General features: G+C 34.4%; 21 protein-coding genes. 7 read left to right on the top strand and 14 right to left on the bottom strand.

What is annotated here, in order from left to right:
* Position 1 precedes the first annotated feature (1 nt).
* The 10 genes from F5ESL0233_RS02810 to F5ESL0233_RS02765 all read right to left on the bottom strand — a co-directional run bounded on the left by F5ESL0233_RS02810 (position 2) and on the right by F5ESL0233_RS02765 (position 8,173).
* Positions 2 to 1,003 (bottom strand): class I SAM-dependent methyltransferase, encoded by a 1,002-nt coding sequence (locus tag F5ESL0233_RS02810; RefSeq protein WP_122058626.1) that lies wholly within the window; start codon positions 1,001 to 1,003, stop codon positions 2 to 4.
* A 197-nt stretch (positions 1,004 to 1,200) separates the two neighbouring features.
* Positions 1,201 to 1,683 carry a ComGF family competence protein gene (locus tag F5ESL0233_RS02805; protein WP_158593117.1) on the bottom strand — a complete coding sequence of 161 codons (483 nt, stop codon included), beginning with the start codon at positions 1,681 to 1,683 and terminating at the stop codon, positions 1,201 to 1,203.
* Entirely contained in the window at positions 1,670 to 1,915 is a 246-nt protein-coding gene (locus F5ESL0233_RS02800) for a hypothetical protein (RefSeq protein WP_147440866.1), read from the bottom strand. Before F5ESL0233_RS02800 ends, F5ESL0233_RS02805 begins: the two co-directional genes overlap by 14 nt.
* Positions 1,916 to 1,934: 19 nt before the next feature.
* Positions 1,935 to 2,375 carry a hypothetical protein gene (locus tag F5ESL0233_RS02795; protein WP_090093165.1) on the bottom strand — a complete coding sequence of 147 codons (441 nt, stop codon included), beginning with the start codon at positions 2,373 to 2,375 and terminating at the stop codon, positions 1,935 to 1,937.
* Positions 2,347 to 2,697 (bottom strand): competence type IV pilus major pilin ComGC, encoded by a 351-nt coding sequence (gene comGC / locus F5ESL0233_RS02790; RefSeq protein ID WP_090093163.1) that lies wholly within the window; start codon positions 2,695 to 2,697, stop codon positions 2,347 to 2,349. Before comGC ends, F5ESL0233_RS02795 begins: the two co-directional genes overlap by 29 nt.
* 11 nt (positions 2,698 to 2,708) lie before the next feature.
* Positions 2,709 to 3,713 carry a type II secretion system F family protein gene (locus F5ESL0233_RS02785; RefSeq protein WP_122058623.1) on the bottom strand — a complete coding sequence of 335 codons (1,005 nt, stop codon included), beginning with the start codon at positions 3,711 to 3,713 and terminating at the stop codon, positions 2,709 to 2,711.
* Positions 3,679 to 4,653, bottom strand: a complete 975-nt coding sequence (comGA, locus tag F5ESL0233_RS02780; protein WP_122021516.1) for a competence type IV pilus ATPase ComGA — start codon at positions 4,651 to 4,653, stop codon at positions 3,679 to 3,681. Before comGA ends, F5ESL0233_RS02785 begins: the two co-directional genes overlap by 35 nt.
* A 186-nt stretch (positions 4,654 to 4,839) precedes the next feature.
* The gene (gene dcuC, locus F5ESL0233_RS02775; protein ID WP_122058621.1) at positions 4,840 to 6,246 is read right to left on the bottom strand and encodes a C4-dicarboxylate transporter DcuC; all 1,407 of its coding nucleotides are present in this window, start codon (positions 6,244 to 6,246) and stop codon (positions 4,840 to 4,842) included.
* Positions 6,247 to 6,257: 11 nt separating this feature from the next.
* Entirely contained in the window at positions 6,258 to 7,178 is a 921-nt protein-coding gene (locus F5ESL0233_RS02770; RefSeq protein WP_122058620.1) for a nucleoside hydrolase, read from the bottom strand.
* A 269-nt stretch (positions 7,179 to 7,447) separates the two neighbouring features.
* A complete protein-coding gene (locus tag F5ESL0233_RS02765; protein WP_090093156.1) occupies positions 7,448 to 8,173 on the bottom strand; it encodes a YebC/PmpR family DNA-binding transcriptional regulator in 726 nt (241 codons plus the stop codon).
* Positions 8,174 to 8,427: 254 nt separating this feature from the next.
* Between F5ESL0233_RS02765 and F5ESL0233_RS02760 the strand changes: the two genes are divergently transcribed.
* The 4 genes from F5ESL0233_RS02760 to F5ESL0233_RS02745 all read left to right on the top strand — a co-directional run bounded on the left by F5ESL0233_RS02760 (position 8,428) and on the right by F5ESL0233_RS02745 (position 14,484).
* Positions 8,428 to 10,029, top strand: a complete 1,602-nt coding sequence (locus tag F5ESL0233_RS02760; protein WP_370448338.1) for an APC family permease — start codon at positions 8,428 to 8,430, stop codon at positions 10,027 to 10,029.
* Positions 10,030 to 10,136: 107 nt separating this feature from the next.
* Entirely contained in the window at positions 10,137 to 10,949 is an 813-nt protein-coding gene (locus tag F5ESL0233_RS02755; RefSeq protein ID WP_090093153.1) for a Cof-type HAD-IIB family hydrolase, read from the top strand.
* Between the two features lie 49 nt (positions 10,950 to 10,998).
* Entirely contained in the window at positions 10,999 to 11,700 is a 702-nt protein-coding gene (locus tag F5ESL0233_RS02750) for an ABC transporter ATP-binding protein (RefSeq protein ID WP_122021511.1), read from the top strand.
* Positions 11,701 to 11,712: 12 nt separating this feature from the next.
* Positions 11,713 to 14,484 (top strand): ABC transporter permease, encoded by a 2,772-nt coding sequence (locus F5ESL0233_RS02745; protein ID WP_122058616.1) that lies wholly within the window; start codon positions 11,713 to 11,715, stop codon positions 14,482 to 14,484.
* Between the two features lie 91 nt (positions 14,485 to 14,575).
* Here F5ESL0233_RS02745 and F5ESL0233_RS02740 read toward each other — a convergent pair whose 3' ends face one another.
* Positions 14,576 to 15,073: a GrpB family protein gene (locus tag F5ESL0233_RS02740; protein WP_199692568.1), complete on the bottom strand. Its 498-nt coding sequence runs from the start codon at positions 15,071 to 15,073 to the stop codon at positions 14,576 to 14,578.
* Positions 15,074 to 15,319: 246 nt separating this feature from the next.
* Here F5ESL0233_RS02740 and F5ESL0233_RS02735 point away from each other — a divergent pair, with 246 nt between their 5' ends.
* From F5ESL0233_RS02735 to F5ESL0233_RS02725, 3 genes are read left to right on the top strand one after another with little or no spacing between them, the layout of a single operon-like run.
* Positions 15,320 to 16,084 (top strand): ABC transporter ATP-binding protein, encoded by a 765-nt coding sequence (locus F5ESL0233_RS02735; RefSeq protein ID WP_090093146.1) that lies wholly within the window; start codon positions 15,320 to 15,322, stop codon positions 16,082 to 16,084.
* Between the two features lies 1 nt (position 16,085).
* Positions 16,086 to 16,820 carry an ABC transporter permease gene (locus F5ESL0233_RS02730; protein WP_122058615.1) on the top strand — a complete coding sequence of 245 codons (735 nt, stop codon included), beginning with the start codon at positions 16,086 to 16,088 and terminating at the stop codon, positions 16,818 to 16,820.
* Entirely contained in the window at positions 16,820 to 17,542 is a 723-nt protein-coding gene (locus F5ESL0233_RS02725; protein WP_090093143.1) for an antibiotic transporter permease, read from the top strand. The genes F5ESL0233_RS02730 and F5ESL0233_RS02725 overlap by 1 nt, the downstream gene beginning before the upstream one ends.
* Positions 17,543 to 17,636: 94 nt before the next feature.
* On the opposite strand, the gene F5ESL0233_RS02720 is transcribed toward F5ESL0233_RS02725, so the two are convergent.
* From F5ESL0233_RS02720 to add, 3 genes are all read right to left on the bottom strand, one after another.
* On the bottom strand, positions 17,637 to 19,544 hold the full coding sequence (locus F5ESL0233_RS02720; protein WP_122058613.1) for a copper-translocating P-type ATPase: 1,908 nt from the start codon (positions 19,542 to 19,544) through the stop codon (positions 17,637 to 17,639).
* An 18-nt stretch (positions 19,545 to 19,562) separates the two neighbouring features.
* Complete coding sequence (locus F5ESL0233_RS02715) at positions 19,563 to 19,934, bottom strand: cupredoxin domain-containing protein (RefSeq protein WP_122058611.1); 372 nt, start codon at positions 19,932 to 19,934, stop codon at positions 19,563 to 19,565.
* A 130-nt stretch (positions 19,935 to 20,064) separates the two neighbouring features.
* Positions 20,065 to 21,090 (bottom strand): adenosine deaminase, encoded by a 1,026-nt coding sequence (gene add / locus F5ESL0233_RS02710; protein ID WP_122058609.1) that lies wholly within the window; start codon positions 21,088 to 21,090, stop codon positions 20,065 to 20,067.
* Positions 21,091 to 21,226: the final 136 nt, after the last annotated feature.

Here is a 21,226-nt window from a genome sequence, read left to right as displayed (position 1 = left end):
ATTAATGAATATTTTTAGTATACCACTCATTTAGGTTAACATTAAGCTTTATTAAGTCTTCTTCCTTTTTTAATGAGTCCAATTTTGTGAGTAAAACTTCACTATTTTGAACATTATTACCATGATTTTGAAACACTAAAATCGATTTTTGATTTGTCTTATTTTGGAATACATTATCTGGCAACTCAATAATTGCTCTTAAAAAGACCTTATCTGATAGCCATGGCATAAAGTCACTGCCACCTTTGCCAGTAAGGATTGCTTTAGGAACCACGAGGAAAGCATAGCCACCAGCTTTTAAATTTTTAATAATTTGTTCAATAAATAAAAGATGAGCAAACGAATGACCCTTTTCCGCTTTAGTAGCAAAATTATTAGCATTCTCGTCAATTGGATAATACCCTATTGGCAAATCCGCTACAACAACATCTGGATTGGTAAATAACCATGGCGTTAAAGCATCTTGACAGTATAATTCGATGTCAAGCCCATTTAAATGGACACCAATATCAGCAAAGCTAAGCATTTCTTCATCATTATCGATTCCCAGCAAGTGATAGTTCATCTTAGAATGATTTGCATGCTTTAACTGGTTAATTACCGAAAACAATAAATTTCCTGTCCCAATTGCTGGATCAGCAATTGTTATTTTTTTGTCAGGCAGCAATTTTTGCATAAACATTGCTACTATCGTTGCAACTATCGGTGGTGTTGGCATTTGATTAATATCTAAAGCATCTTCATTTACTGCCTTGAGTATTAAATAAGTATATACTTGTACCTTTAATTGCTGTGACAACTTATCATAATTTAACTTTTTATACTTTTGGCTTAATTTTTCAACAGTCGCTTTATCCGGAGCGCCAAGTTCAACCTTAATTTGATTATTTTCAAGATTATCAAAGGTTTCAGTCAAAGCTTCACCAAAAGATACATTTAATGCTTTTTGTAAGTATTCTACACAATTTAAGAAATTTTCAAATAACTCTTCAATATTATTCATCACTTATTCCCCTTATCTTTTATCCATTTTAATAGAATGAAGGCAACAAGCGCAAGTAAATCAGTTATTTACCAAGTATTCAATTAATAATAAATCATTTTGCATGCTATCATGATATATATCCTGATAAAAGCGAATAAAAAGTAAACAAGTTGCTAAGACAAAAACACTACTGAGCAAGGTACTGGCTTTTACTTTCAATTTTTTTGTCTTCCTCTTTCTTTTATTTTTGATTTAGCATCTAATTTAAAATATATTTCTGTACTACGATTATCTTTTTCTGTAATGCTTATTTTAATGTGATTATTCGTGGTAACAAAATTAGCTTTTTTAACTTCAAGTAAAAGTGGCATATGACCACCATCTGGAGTAGTGACACGTACCATATTTTTATAAAAATTCAATTTATATATCTTTGATTTATTATCATGATCAACCTTTACTATCCCAGCTTGCCTAGAAGTCGATATTTCTGGAAAAGGATAGGCTAGTTTCGTATCATCATCATGTAAAAAACGATTAAATTGAACATAAGCAAAAACCACATTATCAGTTTTATGGTCAGCCTTATCAGAAAGCATGATAGTTTTTAATAAATTTTGTAAAACCAAGACTATTAAAAGTGTGATTATAACAGCAAACATGGCCTCAGCTAATACAAAGCCTTTATTTTTTGACAAGATAAGTTTCTTGGCTTGTCTTATCATATACACTACTAGCACCTCGCAATTCATAAACTCGATCATGAACTTTAACTTCCTTCAGATCGAGTTTTTTTAAAATATGCCAGGCATAGGCTCGATCAGTTTTTAACTCCATCCTTTGTTCTATGCTTCGACCTTCCCCTATAACTAGCGCCATTAATGATACACCAGCAATGGCAATAGCTAAGGCGGTTATACCCTCAGCCATTAAAAAACCTTTTAGCTTATTAAGTATCATCGATTGGCCGCCCCCAAGTCATTTGTAACTTAATTCTTCTAGTATTTTTATGGTTTGTAATCGTTATTGTGTGAGCTGGTAGCGAGCCATTGGGTGATATTTGCAATAAAGCCAGATTATATATTTCTATATCATTAGCAACCTTTAGTTCTCGGTAATATTTTTTGCCAATTAAAATGAGACTTTTGGATACTGGATAATATCTAATAATAATGGCTTGATGCCGAATAGTCGAAATTCGTGCCGCTTGTTCAATCGAGCTTTTAACTTCCTTAGTTGTATTATCTAAAATCAATCTTTGATTATAGGCTTTGAGCTGAACTACTCCTAATAAAGTTAAGGTAAGAGTTATAGTCAAAGTAATAATTATTTCAACAATAGTAAAAGCAGGTAAACTATTTCTAATTCGAATTCTTTTCAACCACACCATTAGATACCACATAATTTTTAGCTTTATCAAGTTGCTTCTTGGTCAAATAGCCATCATCAAACATATTTTTAAAATTTATTTCTTTACCATTACGATCTTTATCATCTTCATAAAGATTAACTTGTGTTTGTAAAGTAGTTTTAAAAGCATCATCAGTTCTTTCACTGGCACTTTCTTTTTGCTTAGTCAAATTAGGAGCAATTATAATTAATAGCATCACAATAATTGCAATAACTACTACCATTTCAATTAAAGTAAAGCCCTGAGGCTTTTCAGCTTTAGTAATAATATCTAAAAGATGTTTTTTAATTCTGTTTTTCATTACAATTCACCTCAAATATTTTGCATCATTGCATACATTGGCAACAATAGTTTTAAATACATCCCAATAATACATAACCCAATTAGAATAAAGCAGAATGGCTGGACATTAACAATCAATTTTTCAATATCACTTGTCAAATCTGAAAATAAAGTACGTCCCAATAAAAGGCAACGTTGGCTCAAATCTGCTTTTTTTGATCCTACCTGCAATAACAATAATAATTCATCGGGTAAGAAATATTCCTGGACAATTATGTCAGCTAGTTTTTTACCAGAATTGAGCTGACTAGCTATTTTCTCACCTATAAACTGCTGAAGCGAGCCTTGCTCTTGATTTTCAGCATACTCACATATTTTTTGTAAAGAAAAACCACTTGCTAACAGAAGTCCCACATCATAAATTAACAAATATTTTACATAGAGTTTAACTAACGAACCAATGACTGGGTAATGAGCTAATTTATACAAAGAATGGTAATCCTGCTTTTTTAATAACATTAAGACTCGTATCAGATAATATACAAAGCCCAAACTTAAGAATAATAGCCCCAACAGCATGAGATCACCTGTGTGTTCATCAGAATTGGCAAACTGGTTTGAAACGAAAGTTTGCATAAAAAATAATAATAAAATCATCATTACTACTAATACAAAAGGATAAGACAATTCCGTCTTCAATTTCTTTTCTTGTTCACATTTTAAGCGATTTAGTGTAGCTATCTGCGACAAGCATTCTACTAAACTGCCTTGTTCTAAAGCAAGATCAATTTGCGTCACTACTGTTTTTGAAAAACCAAGTTTAAGCATTAAATTACTCAATTTATTTCCTGCTTGAACTTTCTGATATAACTTATCAATTAAATTCTTACGACTTGGCCATAATATTGGCATTAACTCTAAGCTAGCATTTAATGAAAAACCGTTAGCTAAACTATGATGTAAGTAATCAAGAAAATTTAATCGTTGCTCTTGTGTCAACTTATCCTTTCTTAAATTGTTCAAATACTTGCGCACTAATTTCACCCTTTTCTTTTAATTCACTTAGATTTTCATACCAGCTAATATATTCTTTACGCTTTTTACAAGTAAGCTGTTCTTGTAAGAATTCCCCACTAGCAATATCCATTAAACAAGATAAGTGATCCTTAGTCGGTAAAAGGCGCTGATAACAAACTGCTGTTATGCAATTATAAAGTTCATTAATATTGACATGTAGACTTTCAAGTCGCAGAATCGTTTGCAAAGTACTTTTAGCATGCACAGTTGCAAATACCAAATGCCCACTTAAAGCAGCATCAATCGCCAAGCGAGCAGTTTTTTCATTTCTTATCTCCCCAATAATTAAAATATCTGGGCGATGTCTTAACGCGGCTTCTAATAAACTTGAATATGTGATTTCAGCATTTAAATTAACCTGTGTTTGCAAAAAACTAGCTTCATGAATTTCGACAGGATCCTCTATTGTCATTACCATTTGCTTTTGCCCTACATATTTAGCCAATTTATACATTGTCGTAGTCTTACCTGAACCTGTGGGACCACTTGTAACTATTAAGCCACGTTGATGTGTTAGCATTTTTAAATGTTCAATTTGATTTGGAAAAAAATAATTACTATGGTCAATTTGATAAATAATTCTAATAACCAAAGATTCATAATCGTTAAAATCACCGATGCTTGATAAGCGCAAAAAATAATTTTCTCCTTGATAAGGATATTCGAATGCTCCTACCTGTGGTCGCCGATGTTCTGCAATATCCATTTGAGCTATAAATTTTAAATAATTAATAATCTCCATCCCTTCGTTAACCGTAAAATCAGCTTGGCTAGTAATTCCATCAGTAGTACGCAAGTTGACAACTAACTTTGTCCTTCGCACCAGAAAAAATAGATCACTGGCATGAGCTATAATTGCTGCTTCAATTAATGAGTTAACCACTTGCTTGATTTGCATAAAAACCTCCTTTTTTGTGTCAATATTAAATACGCAAAAAAGAAAAAATTGTTTGCCGAGATTATAATTTTTTAGTAGTGTATAAAATTGTTTAACCAGACTCAAAAAATAATAAAAACGCAAATCACAGTAAACTATGCTTTGCGTTCTTATTAAGATTTAATTTTTAAATTTTATTTACTTTATTTATAGTAGGCAAAATGATAAAACCAGCATAATCAAGACACCACTAATCATTGGTACAGCTGTACGGCGGATAATTTGACCTGGTTCTAAATGTGTTGCTCCAGACACAATTAAAATTACCGCAGCTACTGGTGAAACTGCCCGCAACAAATTACCAGCCAACTGTAGTGGTACTGCTAATTGCTGGGGCTCAATTCCGGCTGACTTGGCTAATGGAACAATCAGCGGAATAAGGGCAAAGATAAGAGCTAGCCCACTACCACTTAATAGGACAATTATTGCGGTCAAGATTACCATTATTAATGGCAATAAAATGCCAGCACCATGAATATTAGTCATTAACTTTTGAATCATGGTCATAATTCCCACAGCATTTAACCCCTGTACATAAGTTTGAGCTGCAATTAACAAAACAACAATCCCCATGGCATTACCCATTCCCTTAATAAAGGTATTGGTATCGTTTAAAACTTGCTTGGTATCTTTTTTATTAATTAACTCAATTATAATCGCCACAATCCAACTAATAATAGTCACTGATTGCACATTCATCGTTAAATTTCGACCTTGAGTAACATTAAAAATAAAATCTATTATTAAAATAATAATTGGCAATAAAGGCAGTAGCCCGTAAATAAAGCGAACAAACTTACTGCCAACCACTTGGGTTTGTTGTTTATCATCATCTTTTAACCCATATTGAGCCAATTCTGCTTGATAATTAAGACCTTGACCATCTTTTTTATCCTCATGTTTTTGCCAAAAATAATGAACAATTGCCATTAACAATAAGGTTGGAATTGAAATTAAAGCATGATAACTAAATACGTATTGCGTTACTGACATTTTTAAAGCTGCAGCAATTGCGACATTATCAGAACCAAGTGGAGTGGGAATAATCGTTGCAGTAGTAGCAATTACAGCTGCAGCAGTTAAGCGACTCATTCCCGCTGTCCGCAAAACAGGATATAGTGTTGCCAATAAGATAATTGCCAAGTTAGCAGCACTTGGAACTACCAAAGAAAGGATATTTCCCATTAGAAAAACAATTGGCACTAATAAGTATACTGATTTAATTCCTTTCATTGTCGAAGTTAAACCACCAATGGTTACACTATTAGCTCCAATACAAGTCATATATGAACTATATCCAGCCAGTAGCAAAATAACAAATCCTGCTTGCGACAAAGTCGTTGTAAATTGATCAATAATCACTTGAATTGGCTGTAACAATTGATTGGCAACTGGCTGTAATAGGCTAATTTTATTCCCCATAAAGATGCCGCAGTACAATAAAACTAACCCAAGTGCAAATAATACAATTTTAATATCCATTTTTTTAGATAACATGTAAACTAAAACTATTACTGACAATAGCGTCAAAATAACTGCAATAAGCTGATTCATTTTATCTCTCCTTAGCAAGCCTTTTTTAGAGCATTTATAAACCACTCAATAAATTGGTCAACATCTACCTTAGTACCAATCAAAGCATTATTAGATTGTTGTAACTTATTATTAAAGTCCATTAGAGACGCGCCATAAGTAAATCCTGCTTGCGTCACTATTTCAACGTGAGTTGCTACAAATTCAAACATATCTGGTTGTAGCAACATTGCAACTGCTAGAGCATCATAAATTTTTAATCCAGTCGCAAAACTACCTCCACGATAACGTTTAAATAAGCTATAAAACATTGCACCAACTTTACCCAAATTTTTGATTTTTTCACTAATTTCTGGTTTGATTTTTGCTTGCATCCCCAATTCTAACGGTGCCACACGAATTTTTAATCCACTTTCAAAAACAATTTTAGCTGCTTCTGGATCGCTGGCAATATTAAATTCTGAAAAAATACCATAATTACCTCTGCCAATACTACCTCCCATAATTATTATTTCTTCAATTTGGTTAAAGTCTTCAGGATAAAGACGGAGATATAAAGCAATATCAGTTAAAGGAGCTATTCCTACAAGTGTTACTTTATTTTTCGTTGCAGTCACAACTTCGTGAAATGCTACTGGGGCTATTTTATTTTCAAGAATAAGATCCTGATTAGGCTCAGGAAAGTCATAACCATCCATACCAGATTTTCCATGAACTGCTACTGCATCGATTGGGTGCTTAATTAGTGCACGACTACAGCCTGGTACAACTGGAATTTCTTTTTTAAATAATGTTTCAAGCTTCAAAACATTATTTAAAGTTTGATCAATTCCAACATTTCCTGCAGCTGCAGCAATCAATTTAACATCCAATTGTTTGCTAAACAATAAAATTGCAATTGCCACAGCATCATCAATACCAGGATCTGTACTCAAAATTATAGGTTTCTTCATTCAATAGCCTCCTTAGCCTTATAACTCATATTGTGAGCTTTTTATTAAGAAAATATCAATTTTCAACAATTGATATTTACGAATTATACCATGTATATTACGAATTATATTATAAAAATTTAAATAATTTACTTTTTTTCAAGCAAAAGGCGAACTATTATGTATATAAATGTAAAAATAAATCGTTTATACTACAAATTAAGGTAATTTAAACAAAAAGACCTTGAGCAAATAATTGCTCAAGGTCTTTCTAACTTACTTAATTAATCCTATTCTTCACTAGCTGCTGTATAAACGTTCTGCACGTCATCATCATCTTCTAAAGCTTCAACCAGATTATCAAATTGTTCCTTCTTATCTTCTGGCACAGGAGTTGTATTTTCTGGAATCATAGTTAATTCAGCATCAGCCAGTTTATAACCTGCCTTTTCCAGGGCATCCCTAACTTGGGCAAACTGCTTAGCATCAGTATAAATTTCATAAGCTTCAGCACTAGTTTGTAAATCTTCACCACCAGCATCCATCACATCAAGTAACATCTGATCTTCATCAGCATCAGTAGTTGTGCGATCAATTACAATATAACCCTTACGGTTAAACATGTAGGCAACTGAACCTGTTGCACCAAGTGAACCACCATTACGCGTGAAAGCCACTCTCACACTAGAAGCTGTCCTATTTTTGTTATCAGTTAAAGCTTCAACAAAAACAGCAACACCACCTGGAGCATAGCCTTCATAAGTAATCTCATCATAGTGCTCATCTGAATTACCTTCAGCCTTTTTAAGTGCGCGGTCAATATTGGTCTTAGGCATATTATTTGCATGTGCCTTATCCATTACCATCCGCAAATTAGGATTTCCGGAAGGGTCAGGACCACCATTCTTTGCAGCCATATATATTTCACGAGATAATTTTTGGAAAATCTTACCTCTTTTTGCGTCTTGCGCATTCTTGCGGCCTTGAATATTGTGCCATTTTGAATGTCCTGACATGAGAATCCTTCTTTCTTTTTCATCATATTTAACGATATAATCTTACCGCATAGACTAATAAAATTCAATACCAGCAATTGATTAAGCACATTTTTTTATATTTTTGCCTTATTAGCTAAGAAATTATAATTTTATCTAGTCAATATTCTTTTTAATTAGTAAAATGAAAACATTGATTATTATAAAAGGAGATAGTTTAAGTGGAGGAAATAAATTCAAACCAAAAATATATATCTTGGCCAATATTGACATTAATGGCATTTTGCACGGTCATTGGTCTTGATGATATCATGTACAATTTTCAAAACCAAGGAATGCCAGTAGTCACATCATGGATTATTATGTGTCTTTTTTATGTTATTCCCTATTCATTAATGGTTGGGCAACTTGGATCAGTTTTTGACCATGAAGGTGGTGGGCTTTCTTCATGGGTACGCGGAACTAATGGCGAATTTCTCGGTTATTTTACTGCCTGGACTTACTGGGCAGCATCAATTCCCTATGCTGTCGATTCAGCTAACGAAATAATTGTAGATATTGGTTGGGCAATAACTGGCTCAGAAAAGTTCCAAAGCCAAATTTCAAATACAAAATTTGCTTTGATGACCTTTGCGATGTTTATTATTTTTATTGTAATTGAACACTATTTTTCAAGATCAATGGAAGTTTTATCCACTATTGGTGGTGGACTTATGTTGATTATGACATTAATGTTTGTCTTTTTAGCCTTTACTGGACTAGTAAGATCTGGTGGACATATGGCAACTCAACCTTTTACCTGGCGAACATTAATTCCTAAGTTTGACATGCATTATTGGACAACAATCGCTATGCTTATTTATGCGTTAAATGGTTGCGAATTAGTTGCTCCATATGTTACGCAAATGAAGAAGCCAAAATCAGATTTTCCCAAGGCAATGATTGCTTTGGCCTTAATGACCATCTTTTTAACTGTTTTTGGCTCCTTTGCTCTCGGAATTTACTTTAACAGTTATCATATTCCTAATGATTTAAAAATGAATGGTGCATACTATGTTTTTGATATGGTGGGGCACCAATATGGTTGGGGCAAAACGCTACTTTATGTTTGGGCATGGACTTCTGTCTTTTATAATGCAGCACTGCTAGCTGTTTTACTCGATGCAATGACTAGAATGTTGATTTCAGATACAGGCGATAAATATATGCCTCATTTCTTGCAAAAGAAAGACAAAAATGGTTTGCCAATTAATGGTTACATTTTAACTGTTGCCTTATCAGCTTTTATCATGCTTTTAGGAATTTTTTTGCCAGATATGAATGATATTTTTAACTGGCTACTCAACTTAAATGGCATTATTTCTCCTGGAGTGACATGTTGGATTTTCTTCTCCTTTATGCAGATTAGAAAAAATTCGCAAAAATTCCCATCAGATTATGTTTTCTTAAAAAATGACAAACTTGCCTACTTAGCCGGATTATTCCTCCTAATAGTAACTGCTGTTGCAACAATTTTAGGAATTGCTCCTCAAGACATCAAAGAATTTAGCGGTTATTGGTGGTACGAACTAATTATTAATATTATTGCCGTCGTTGTTTTAATTGGATTAGGGGTCATTTTGCCAAGCATTAGGCGCAGAGAAGAAGAATACGGCATTGCCTTTAGTCGAAACCAATGGATTACTATTTTCACTTTAGTTATTGGCTCAATTATTTTTGATTTATACTTAGGTGACAAAAATAAACTTTTTGGCATTAACTCAATTGCTATTGGGCAAATAAAACTGGGGCTTAATATTATCTTGATTATTAGCGAAACTATACTGGCTGTTTTGCTATGCTGGCTTATAGGTCGTAGAAAGCCTACTGTAAAATAAAATTTAATTAGTAAATTCAAAAAATAGCTTCATTATGTTAAATGAAGCTATTTTTGCTTTAAAATATAGATTAGGACATTATTAACTATAAAATAAGGAGTTTAAACATGACACTTTTACCTTTTAAAGCTGTTGCAGTCGACATGGATGGGACTTTTGAAAATGATGACAAACAATTTGACCAGCAGCGTTTTGAAAAAATATTAACCAAATTACGCAAACAGCATGTTCACTTTATTGTATCAAGTGGACGGCCCCTCTCTCGATTACAACGAGATTTCTACGACTTTTTAGATCGAATTGATTTTGTCGCTGACAATGGCTCAATTTTAACCCAGGATAATAAAATTATTTCACGACATGTTTTTACTTACCGCACTGGAATCAAGTTGATTAATTTTATTGAGACAAATTATCCAGAAATTAATATTGCAGCCAGTGGCTTAGAACGAGCATATGTTAACAAAAAAGCGCCAATTCAATTTAAAAATTTAATGCATTTCTTTTATCCCAATGCCATTGATATTGGAGATCTAAGGGATATTCCTACCAGTGATAGTTTAACTAAACTCACATTGAAATGCTCCTCAGAATTGGCTAATGACTTGGAACGAAAATTTAATCAAAGCAATCCCGAAAGAATTCACTGTACAACTAGCGGATTTGATAATATCGATGTCATGCCAGCAAATGTCAACAAAGGGCAAGGTTTGAAATATTTTTTACGCTATTTCAATATCAAACCAGCAGAACTAATCGCTTTTGGTGATGGCATGAATGATAAAGAAATGATAGAACTGGCCGGCTTAAGCTATGCTATGCGTAACGGGGATGAGCGTCTTAAAAAGATTGCTAAATATGAAGCACCGAGTAACAATGAGATGGGCGTTTTACAAGTACTTGAAAAATATTTAGCTTAAATATAGTTAGTAAAATAAAAAATATTTTTTAACACGAAGGATAAATCTTATGAGTTACATTGAAGTTCAACATAATTTTAAGCGCTATCAAGCAGGTGACACCGAAATTTTAGCAAATAATGATGTTAGCTTTTCGATTGAAAAAGGTGAGCTAGCAATTATTTTAGGGGCATCCGGTGCTGGCAAGTCAACTATGCTTAATATTTTAGGGGGAATGGATACTAATAGCTCTGGAAATATAATTATTGATGGAGAAAATATTGCCAATTATAATCAACTTCAGCTAACCAACTACCGCCGCAATGATATTGGTTTTGTTTTTCAATTTTATAACTTAATTCAAAATTTAACTGCTAAAGAAAACGTGGAGCTTGCTGCTGAAATTGTTGCAGATGCACTTGATCCTGTTCAAACTCTAATTGACGTGGGATTAAAAGCACGCGTTAATAATTTTCCAGCAGAATTATCTGGCGGTGAGCAACAAAGAGTAGCAATTGCTCGTGCCATTGCTAAAAATCCCAAAATTCTACTTTGTGATGAGCCAACTGGAGCGCTTGACTATCAAACTGGGAAAAACGTTTTACAAATAATTGCTAATATGAGTCGCAACCATGGCACCACTGTAATTATTGTGACACACAATAGCGCCCTTGCCCCAATTGCCAATCGTGTAATTCATTTTCATGACGGGCAAGTAACAAAAGTTACCCAAACTAAGCATCCTGAAAATATAGCTAATATTAAATGGTAGAAAAGATTAACAATGAAAAAAATAATTTGGAAAGATTTTTGGCAATCTATTAGACAGACTAAAGGGCAGTTTTTGTCAATCATGGCTCTAATGCTCATCGGTTCCTTTGCTCTTGTGGGACTGTTTGTCACTGGACCTAATATGCGAGCAACCGGAAATCATTATGCCCAAAAATTAAACACACCTGATTTAACCATTGTTTCTAATTATGGGCTTGATAAACAAGATGCGCAAAAAATACGTAAACTTAAGGGACTTAAAAATGCAGAATTTGGTTATATGACTGATACTGTATTAAAAAATAGTCATGATAGCTTTCGCATCTTTTCTAAACCCCAAAAAGTTGGACTTTATCAAGTCATCAAAGGTCACCTTCCTCAAAAGTCAGATGAAATTGCCATTACTGATTACTACCGCTTAAAATATAAACTGGGCTCAACTATTAGCTTTCATGAAAAAAAGAATATTTTAGGAACTACTTTTTTAAAAAATAAAAATTTTAAAATCGTTGGCTTTGTTCGCTCAAGTCAAATTCTCTCGAACGTTAATCTTGGTCAAAGTAGTAGCGGCACTGGAGAGCTTAAAGGCTATGCGGTAGCCATGCCTCAAGCTTTTAATCAGACTGTCTACACAGTAGCCAACCTGACTTATCAGGATTTAAGGGGGCTTGACTCATATGGCAAAATATATGCTAAACGCCTAGGTCAACATAAGAAAGTTGCACAACAAGTTCTAAAAGAAGAAACACCTCAACGCGAAAAACGTATTAAAAAAATGGGCTTACAGCTGCTAAAGGCAAAAACACAAACTTTGGCATTGGCCCACAATAAGTTAACCACTGCTAAGCAACAACTGATAGTTGCCCAAAATAAGTTAAGCTCACAGGAAAGCAAACTCAAACAGCAAGCTAGCCAAGCAACTTCACCACAAATGCAGGCAAATTTGCAACAAGCACAAATTAAATTAAATACTCAAACGCAAGAGTTACAAAAGCAAAGCTATGCTTTAGAACAAAAAACAGCAACTGCTCAGAAAAAAATTAATGCTGGTATTCAAAAAATCACCAAAGCAAAAATGCAAATTAAGACGCTAGTTTTAAATTATAGTGTTTACAACCGCCGCGAATTACCAGGTAGTGAAGGAACTGTCGTTTATACTACAGTGGCTCAAGTAGTGGAAGACTTAGCTAAAGTTTTTCCCATTTTCTTGTATTTTGTTGCTGCCTTAGTTACTTTTACCACCATGAATCGCTTTATTGATGAAGAAAGAATAAATTCTGGCACACTAAAAGCTCTTGGATACAGCAATACGGTAGTCATTAGTAAGTTTATTTTTTATGGCTTCTTATCAGGGACAATCGGCACAATCATTGGTGTCTATCTAGGCCATACATTATTACCGCAAATTGTTTACCACGCTTATTATCAGTCAATTACCCTTCCAGCAATTGAAGAACATTTTTATTGGCAAATTAGCCTGATTGCTCTCTTATTATCGTGGATTAGTTCCGTTTTACCTGCATATTTAACGGCCAAAAATGAATTTAAAGAAAAGCCAGCAGCTTTACTTTTACCTAAGCCACCAGCCGCTGGCTCTAAAATTTTACTTGAACGTTGCCCTTTAATTTGGAACAAGTTGAGTTTCACTCATAAAGTTACTGCTCGTAATATTTTTCGTTACAAAAAACGAATGTTGATGACAATTTTTGGTGTTTGTGGAGCAGCTACTCTTTTATTTGCGGGCTTTGCCGTAAAAAATTCAATTAGTAACATGAATGAGCGCCAATTTTCTGAATTAATCCACTATAACCTGATTGTGGCTGAAAAAGCACCCGTCACCGCTAAACAAAAAAAAGTAATTAAAACCAAATTGCATGCTACTAACATCGCTGCTGAAATGCCTATTTATTATGAATCAATGACCAAAGTTGCTGGAAAAAATGGTGATACCCAAGAAATAACCTTAATTGCACCCAAGTTTAGCCAGCAGCTAAAAAAATATGTTCAGTTAAATAATCGCCGCAGTCACCAATCCCTTACTTTAGACAATAACGGTGTCACCATTTCTGAACGCTTAGCCAACTTATTGCAAATTAAAGAAGGTGACCAGATTACTTTGACTGACAAGAATAATCAGCAACGTACGATGAAAGTTGCAGGAATAAGTGAGATGTACATGGGACACTTTATCTTTATGAATCAAAGACAGTACGAACATATTTTTACTAAAAAATATACTTCCAATGCTTACTTGGTTAACTTAAAAGATAGTCAGCCAGCTAATACCAGAAAAATTGCTGCTAAATTTATGAATTTAGCTGGCATTGGTAATGTTGTTCAAAATACTGCTATCAGTCAAGAACTAGATGTAGTCGTCCAATCTTTGAACATGATTATGATTGTCTTGATTGTAGTCGCTGGATTTTTGGCAATTGTTATTTTATACAACTTGACCAATATTAATATTGCAGAACGTATTCGCGAATTATCAACGATTAAAGTACTAGGTTTTTATAATAATGAAGTTACCCTCTATATCTATCGTGAAACTATTTTATTAACAATTATCGGTATTCTAATCGGATACTTTATCGGCGATTTACTCTATCGTTATATTCTTTATGTCGTACCACCAGCTAATGTCATGTTTAATCCAGCACTTTCTGCTTCAAGTTTTTTGTGGCCACTAGGAGTAATTGGCATCGTTACGCTCATTCTTGGGTTTATTGTTAACAATAAGTTGAAAAATTTAGATATGCTCGAAGCCTTAAAATCGGTTGATTAGGCTTAAAAGAAGTTAATTTTAAAAGCCAGATCCAATATAATTTCGGATCTGGCTTTTAATATTTCTGTATTTTAATCATCATTTATATCATTCAATCTTTCTTACAATTATTAATTGCTCGTTGCTTAATTTTATATATCAATGGTCCCTTTGCATCAGCATAATCCTGCACCGTTGGCCAGCACCGGGTTGCTAGTTTTTGTTTTAATTCTTGATATTTTAACCGATCGGTATCATTTTTTCTTAACCAATCACGAAAGAGGATTAAGTCTTTAGCTTCTTGACTATCCGGACCATATACATGAAGATGTACAGCAGGATCAATGCCAAGAAACATTCGATGCTCTTGAAATTCCGGCTCCCGAATTCGTAAAATATAACCAGCTTGTTGCAATTGCAGAGCGTAACTTGCTTCAGCACTAGGATGAGGAACAACCAATAAAATATCAATAATGGGCTTAGACATAAGTCCCGTAACGGCAGTAGAACCAATATGCTCAATTTTTAAAGCCGTCGAACCTAAAGCTTGTTGAATTTTTTCCTTTTCAGTTTGAAAAATACTGGGCCAGTTATTGTTATATTTAACCAACTTAACCGACTGATTTTGTTTAACTTGACCAACTGTTACTTGTTATAAATATTTTAGAGATGTCATTTTCTACCCTTAAAATAAAAAACTAATTAATTTAAATAGTCAAATAATATTTTTATGTTATAATGTTAACAAAGCTTTAATGTAAATCAACAAAAGATCTCCAACTTAACCTGTAAAATCATGATGTCACCCTTCCTTAATAGTGACACTTAAATTTACACTAATTTTGGAGAATTTATTTTGAAAAATATCTTAGAAGTAAAACATTTAAAAAAGATTTATCATAACAAGCAGGAAGAATTTCATGCTCTAGAAGATATCTCTTTTAACATTAAAAAAGGACAAATCATTTCATTACTTGGTCCTAATGGTGCTGGTAAAACAACGATTGTTTCAATTATTGGCGGCTATTTACTGCCAACCCAGGGACAAGTATTGCTTAATGGGCAAAATATTATTGGCACAACCCATCACCCGCATATAGGTGTCTCTTTTGGCGGTGAGCTCGGTTTTTACCATCGAGCAACTGCCGCCCAAAATCTGGCTTTTTTTGCCGATTTGGCGCGAGTGCCATACCGCCAGCAAAAAATTGAAATCACTCGCGTACTAGAAATTGTTAATTTAAGCAATGTGGCAAAGAAAAAAGTCGGGCAATTTTCTAAAGGTATGACGCAGCGGCTGCATATTGCGCGCGCACTCTTAGGTAATCCACAACTGCTTCTGCTCGATGAACCAACTAGCGGACTCGATGTCGAAATTGCTAAAAGCATTCGCGATACCATTAAAAATTTGGCAGATCTGGGAATCAGTATTTTACTAACCAGCCATACCATGTCTGAAGTAGAAGCTTTAGCTGACCAAATTATCTTAATTGGTGCTGGGCGCATTTTTTCTACTGGAACAGTTGAAGACATTGTTAAAGAGTCACAGGTGAGCCATATCGACCGCCCTGCGACCTTAGAAGAATCATACTTAGCCTTAGCACCAGAATTGCGGAGGAAATAAAATGAGATTTGTCCGCCTGTTTTGGTTCCATTTTAAAGAATATTTGTCAGATCAATATTTTGTCACTTTGACTTTGACGAGTACCCTGTCCATCTTTTTGGTGCAATATACGCTCGCCTATGCCAATCACCAATTAACCAACACTAGTGTATGGTTACAAAGTGCAATCTTTGGCATGTGGTCTTCTTGTACCACTGCTGCTGGCAGTATCGGCTTTGAAAGATACAAGGGAACTTTACCTTATTTAATTAATAACGCTTACGATGAACGCTTGTCTTTAATTGCTTTATTATTACCAGCTTCAACCTATGGCTTAGCAGCTTTTCCGCTAGCATGGTTGCTTGCCCAACTTTTAGGGGTTACAACTGACGCAATTACTTTCAAGTTTAGTTTAACTGTTATTTTATTATGGCTAGCCATGGCAACTATGGGAATTTTTATTGCCTCTTTCTTTACCCTCACTCCCAATGCCATTACTTATGAAAGTTTGATTGGTATACCACTTGTTCTACTTTCGGGTCTCTTTGGCAATCCTAATTTTTTGCGGCCATTTATAAAAATCGCCCAGTGGTTTATTCCCATGACAACTCCAATAGCCACTTTAACTGGCACTAGTTTAACCTTTAATTGGTCGGCTTATTTTTCTAGTTTAATAATTTGGTTTTTTTTAATAATTTTAATGGTTAAAAAAATTAACCAGTTAGCACGTAAGAAAGGAGAATTAAATTTAATCTAATGCTTAAAACACAATTTTCATCATTATCATTTTTGGCAAATTGGCGCACTATCCTAGTTTACTTTTTTATCACACCTTTTGTTGACATGATCCTTTTAGTTTTAATTGATATGCAATATACCGGTCACTTTAACTGGTCCATCGCTTTAGCATCAATTGCCATTGATGCCACTAATCTTTCAATGACGACCATGACCCAATCACTAATTACCGATGCCAACTTAGGAATTGACTACGAAATGATTGCCCAACGGCCTTTTAGCTTACGTTACTGGACAAATAAAGTTTTCGTAGCCTTGATAGCTGGCTTTATTCTAGCAACATCTAACTTAACCCTGGCCCTAATTTTTGGTGCCCCACTGGTAATTATTAATCGCACTATCCTAGTCTTACCCTTACTATGTTTATTTGGCATAATTTTAGGCTTTACTGCCTGGGCCATTAGTTGGGAAATGAATGACCCATATTTTCTGTCAAATCTGATCAGTTCGGTAATGAGTTTAGTTGCCGGAATTTTAGTAGTTATTTCAGCCTATCCCAAATGGCTAGAAAAAATTGCGCTACTCTTCCCTTTTTATGGTCCTATTAATTTAATTAAGTTTAAATATGCCGATTTAAGCAGTAGTCTTTTAGTTACGCTAATTTGGTTAACAATTGGAATTATAACTTATATCATACAAAGCAAACATGTTTTGAAGACCAGACATCATAAATATAATTAAGCAAATTATTACTTTTTCTAACTTAAGCTAAAAAATGGCTCAAATAAAAAGCGGCTACTTTAACAGTATCTGCTTTTTGTTATCACTTAAGTATTTATATTTTACTTTTACCTAATAAAACCGAGCTAATAACAACTGATAATGAACTAAAGGCCATTGCCAAACCAGCAATTTCTGGACTTAAAATCAAACCAACTCCAGCAAAAACGCCAGCGGCAATTGGAATACCTATAATATTATAAATAAAGGCCCAAAACAGGTTAAGCTTAATTCGCTGAAAAGTCTTCCGGCTTAGTTTTAATGCACGTACGACTGCTATCAAATCATTATTCATTAAAACAATACCACCAGCATCTATTGCCACATCTGTACCGGATCCCATTGCAATTCCAACATTTGCTTGTGTTAATGCGGGCGCATCATTAATTCCATCACCCACAAAAGCCACATAATGTTTTTCTTGTAATTTTTTAATAACATCTGACTTATCGGTGGGTAAGACACCAGCGATTACCCGCTTTATGCCGACTTGCTCGGCAATTGACTGTGCTACTTTTTGATTATCACCAGTTAACATTACGGTTTGCAAACCCATTTGTTTAAGCTCACTAATCGCTTCTTTTGCGTTCTTTTTTGGCGCATCTTGAATTGCAATTAAGCCAATGACTTCATTTTGAACTGAAACAGCAACAACCGTTTTAGCTGTTGTCTCTAATCTCTCTGCCTCATTGGCCAAACTTACAGAAATTTTCAAATTAGCAGCAGATACTAATTTGCCAATGTAGACAGATTCAGTCCCAATTTTCCCACAAACGCCGCGTCCCTCTAGAACTTGAAAGTCACTAACAACTGCAGGTACTATCTTTTCTTTGTTGGCATAGGTAATAATTGCAGCCGCCAGTGGGTGTTCCGATAACTTTTCTAATCCAGCAGCAATTGGCACTACCTGTTGCTTGTTACCAATTAGATCAGTTACTTCAGGTTTGCCTTCGGTTAACGTGCCAGTTTTATCAAAAACCATTGTTCCAATATGATTAACAGCTTCAAGAATTTCACCATTTTTGATCAAAATTCCCATCTTGGCTCCTCGGCCAGTTCCAACCATTAAAGCAGTTGGCGTAGCTAGGCCTAGGGCACAGGGACAGGCAATTACCATTACAGCAACGGCATAATTAAGTGCAGTTGGAATGGCTTGTTCTAAGAAGACATTCCAAACAACAAAAGTAGCAATAGCAATAATTAATACAGTTGGTACAAATATATTGGCAACTTTATCTGTCAATTTTTGTATTGGAGCATGACTACTTTGTGCCTTTTTGACGATTGCAATAATTTGAGCAAGCATTGTATCATTACCAACTTTTTCAGCTGTAAAAACAAACGAGCCTGTTTGGTTGATTGTTGCTCCGATTACCTGGTCACCAACTGTCTTTGTCACAGGCATGCTTTCACCTGTTATCATTGACTCATCAATATTTGATGAACCTGAAATTATCTTTCCATCAACCGGAATTTTTTCACCAGGCTTTACCTGGATTAAATCATTTTTAACGACTTGACTAACGGGAATTTGAATAAAATCTTGCCCACGCTTAACAAGAGCATTTTTTGCATTTAAGTTAATTAGTTTACTTATAGCGCTAGAAGCATTGCTACGCATTTTTTCTTCTAACACTTGACCTAGTAAAACGAATGTAATAACAAAAGCGGCCGTTTCAAAGAAAACCGGTCGCTTCGTCAACATTGCATAAACACTATAAATGTAAGTCGTTAATGTCCCAAACGCAACCAATGTATCCATGTTGGCATGATGCTTTAAAAAAGCAGCCCAAGCACTTGTAATAAATTGACCAGCAGCAAGAAACATAATAATGCTTGTAAACACAAACATTGTCCAATTACCACCTGGGAGCATCCAACTCGTGAAGGGATGAATGATCATTTCTAACAACATTGGTATTGATAGGATTAACGACGTCCAAAATCGTGTTGTAATTTTCATATTAAATCTCCCGCAAATTTACTTTACAATAACTTTGCCATGAAACATATTCATACTGCATTGCCAATTGTACTCACCAGCTTTGGTTGTATCTATCTTAACTGATTCAACTTTTCCTTCAGGCAATTTTTGATTAATTCCCAAATCGGAGAAGATTACATGATCAAGACAACTAGCAGAATCAAGTCGCTTAAAGTTTAATGTTGCAGGAATCCCACGCTTCAAAATCACTTTTTCGGGAGAGTATCCGCCCTTGACAGCAATATCAACACTTTGCTTATTCTTAGATACTTTAGCCATTTTTGTTTGCACTGTATGCTTTCCGAAAAACCACCATGCAATAAAAGCGATTCCTGCTAGACCAGTTATTAAAATAATAATTTTAGCCATGATATACTCTCCTTAGTAAAAGTCGTATTTACATTTGTAAATTAAGTTAAATATACCGGATATGATGACAAATGTAAACAAAATTGCTTATAAAAAAGGCTATTCTTAGTTAGAATAACCTTTTTTAGCTTTAACCTAAATTTTGTAAATAAGCATCAATCTGTTGCAAATAGCTAGCTTTAGCTTCAGGACTAATCCACGCACTCTGGAAAGAATTCCGAGCTATTTGTACAATCTCATCTTCACCCCAACCACATTTTTGACCAAACTTGTAATAAACGTCATTAATATAATTGCCGCCCTTATATGAAGGATCATCAGAATTAAGACTGATTACAGCACCTTTAGCAAACAATTCCATAATAGCCTTTTGCTCCATATCCTTACGAGTATAATAATAAGCAATTGGACAAGCGGTAATCCCAATTTGTTGACTAATTAAATATTCCATTAAATCGGCATTTTGCACTATACTCATACCATGGTCGAGCCGATCAACTTCAATAATTTCAAGAGCTTGCTTAACATGCTCAACCGAGTCAACTTGCTTAGGGTCACAATGCATGGTCAAAAAATATCCTTGTCGCTGTGCCTCATCAAAGACAGTCATAAATTTTAAAGGCGGATTATGGTGTTCAGCTGAATCAAGCCCCACCCCAATAATCCAACCTTTTTCATGATATGGTTTAGCTGATGCTAAGGTTTCCCATGCCGATTGTTTGGAAAGCTCACGTAAAAAACACATGACTAATTGCGTATCAACTCCTAAAGCTTGCGCATCCCCAATTGCGGCGTGAATTCCCTCGATCACAGTTTCAAAAGCAATCCCCCTAGTAGTATGGGCTTGAGGATCAAAAAACAACTCAACATGTTTAACATTACTTTGAGCCATCTTTTGTAAAAAGGACCAAGTTACTTCATAAAAGTCTTGTTCAGTACGCAAAACTTTCATACCCCGGTAATAGGCCTTCAAGAATTCCGTTAGACCATAACCATAGCTATGATCTATATCAGCCGGTGACTTAGCTTGAATATCAATTTGATTACGTTGCGCACAGGTAAATTCTAATTCTGGTTCAAGCGTTCCTTCAATATGAACATGTAGTTCGGCTTTAGGTAAACCAGCAATAAATTCACGGGTCAATTCTTTATTCATTTGCTCCTCTTTCTTTTTCTTAAATTTATTATTTATACCTAAATAAGCACTATAAATAATTGCTTTTCAGCAAATATAATCAACTTAACACAAGAAATATAACTACTTATTTTTAACTTAAAAAAATAATATCACT

This window comes from Lactobacillus sp. ESL0233 (genome assembly GCF_003692995.1).
GTDB classification, from domain to species: domain Bacteria; phylum Bacillota; class Bacilli; order Lactobacillales; family Lactobacillaceae; genus Lactobacillus; species Lactobacillus bombicola.
The sequence above is the reverse complement of the archived record's forward strand: the minus strand, read 5'-3'. Positions and strand labels throughout refer to the sequence as shown.

Coding starts and splice junctions, on each gene's coding strand:
- F5ESL0233_RS02810 (WP_122058626.1), bottom strand. CDS start 1,003: ATGAATAATATTGAAGAGTTATTTGAAAATTTCTTAAATTGTGTAGAA.
- F5ESL0233_RS02800 (WP_147440866.1), bottom strand. CDS start 1,915: ATGGCTGAGGGTATAACCGCCTTAGCTATTGCCATTGCTGGTGTATCA.
- F5ESL0233_RS02795 (WP_090093165.1), bottom strand. CDS start 2,375: ATGGTGTGGTTGAAAAGAATTCGAATTAGAAATAGTTTACCTGCTTTT.
- comGC (WP_090093163.1), bottom strand. CDS start 2,697: ATGAAAAACAGAATTAAAAAACATCTTTTAGATATTATTACTAAAGCT.
- comGA (WP_122021516.1), bottom strand. CDS start 4,653: ATGCAAATCAAGCAAGTGGTTAACTCATTAATTGAAGCAGCAATTATA.
- dcuC (WP_122058621.1), bottom strand. CDS start 6,246: ATGAATCAGCTTATTGCAGTTATTTTGACGCTATTGTCAGTAATAGTT.
- F5ESL0233_RS02770 (WP_122058620.1), bottom strand. CDS start 7,178: ATGAAGAAACCTATAATTTTGAGTACAGATCCTGGTATTGATGATGCT.
- F5ESL0233_RS02765 (WP_090093156.1), bottom strand. CDS start 8,173: ATGTCAGGACATTCAAAATGGCACAATATTCAAGGCCGCAAGAATGCG.
- F5ESL0233_RS02760 (WP_370448338.1), top strand. CDS start 8,428: ATGGCATTTTGCACGGTCATTGGTCTTGATGATATCATGTACAATTTT.
- F5ESL0233_RS02755 (WP_090093153.1), top strand. CDS start 10,137: ATGACACTTTTACCTTTTAAAGCTGTTGCAGTCGACATGGATGGGACT.
- F5ESL0233_RS02750 (WP_122021511.1), top strand. CDS start 10,999: ATGAGTTACATTGAAGTTCAACATAATTTTAAGCGCTATCAAGCAGGT.
- F5ESL0233_RS02745 (WP_122058616.1), top strand. CDS start 11,713: ATGAAAAAAATAATTTGGAAAGATTTTTGGCAATCTATTAGACAGACT.
- F5ESL0233_RS02730 (WP_122058615.1), top strand. CDS start 16,086: ATGAGATTTGTCCGCCTGTTTTGGTTCCATTTTAAAGAATATTTGTCA.
- F5ESL0233_RS02725 (WP_090093143.1), top strand. CDS start 16,820: ATGCTTAAAACACAATTTTCATCATTATCATTTTTGGCAAATTGGCGC.
- F5ESL0233_RS02720 (WP_122058613.1), bottom strand. CDS start 19,544: ATGAAAATTACAACACGATTTTGGACGTCGTTAATCCTATCAATACCA.
- F5ESL0233_RS02715 (WP_122058611.1), bottom strand. CDS start 19,934: ATGGCTAAAATTATTATTTTAATAACTGGTCTAGCAGGAATCGCTTTT.
- add (WP_122058609.1), bottom strand. CDS start 21,090: ATGAATAAAGAATTGACCCGTGAATTTATTGCTGGTTTACCTAAAGCC.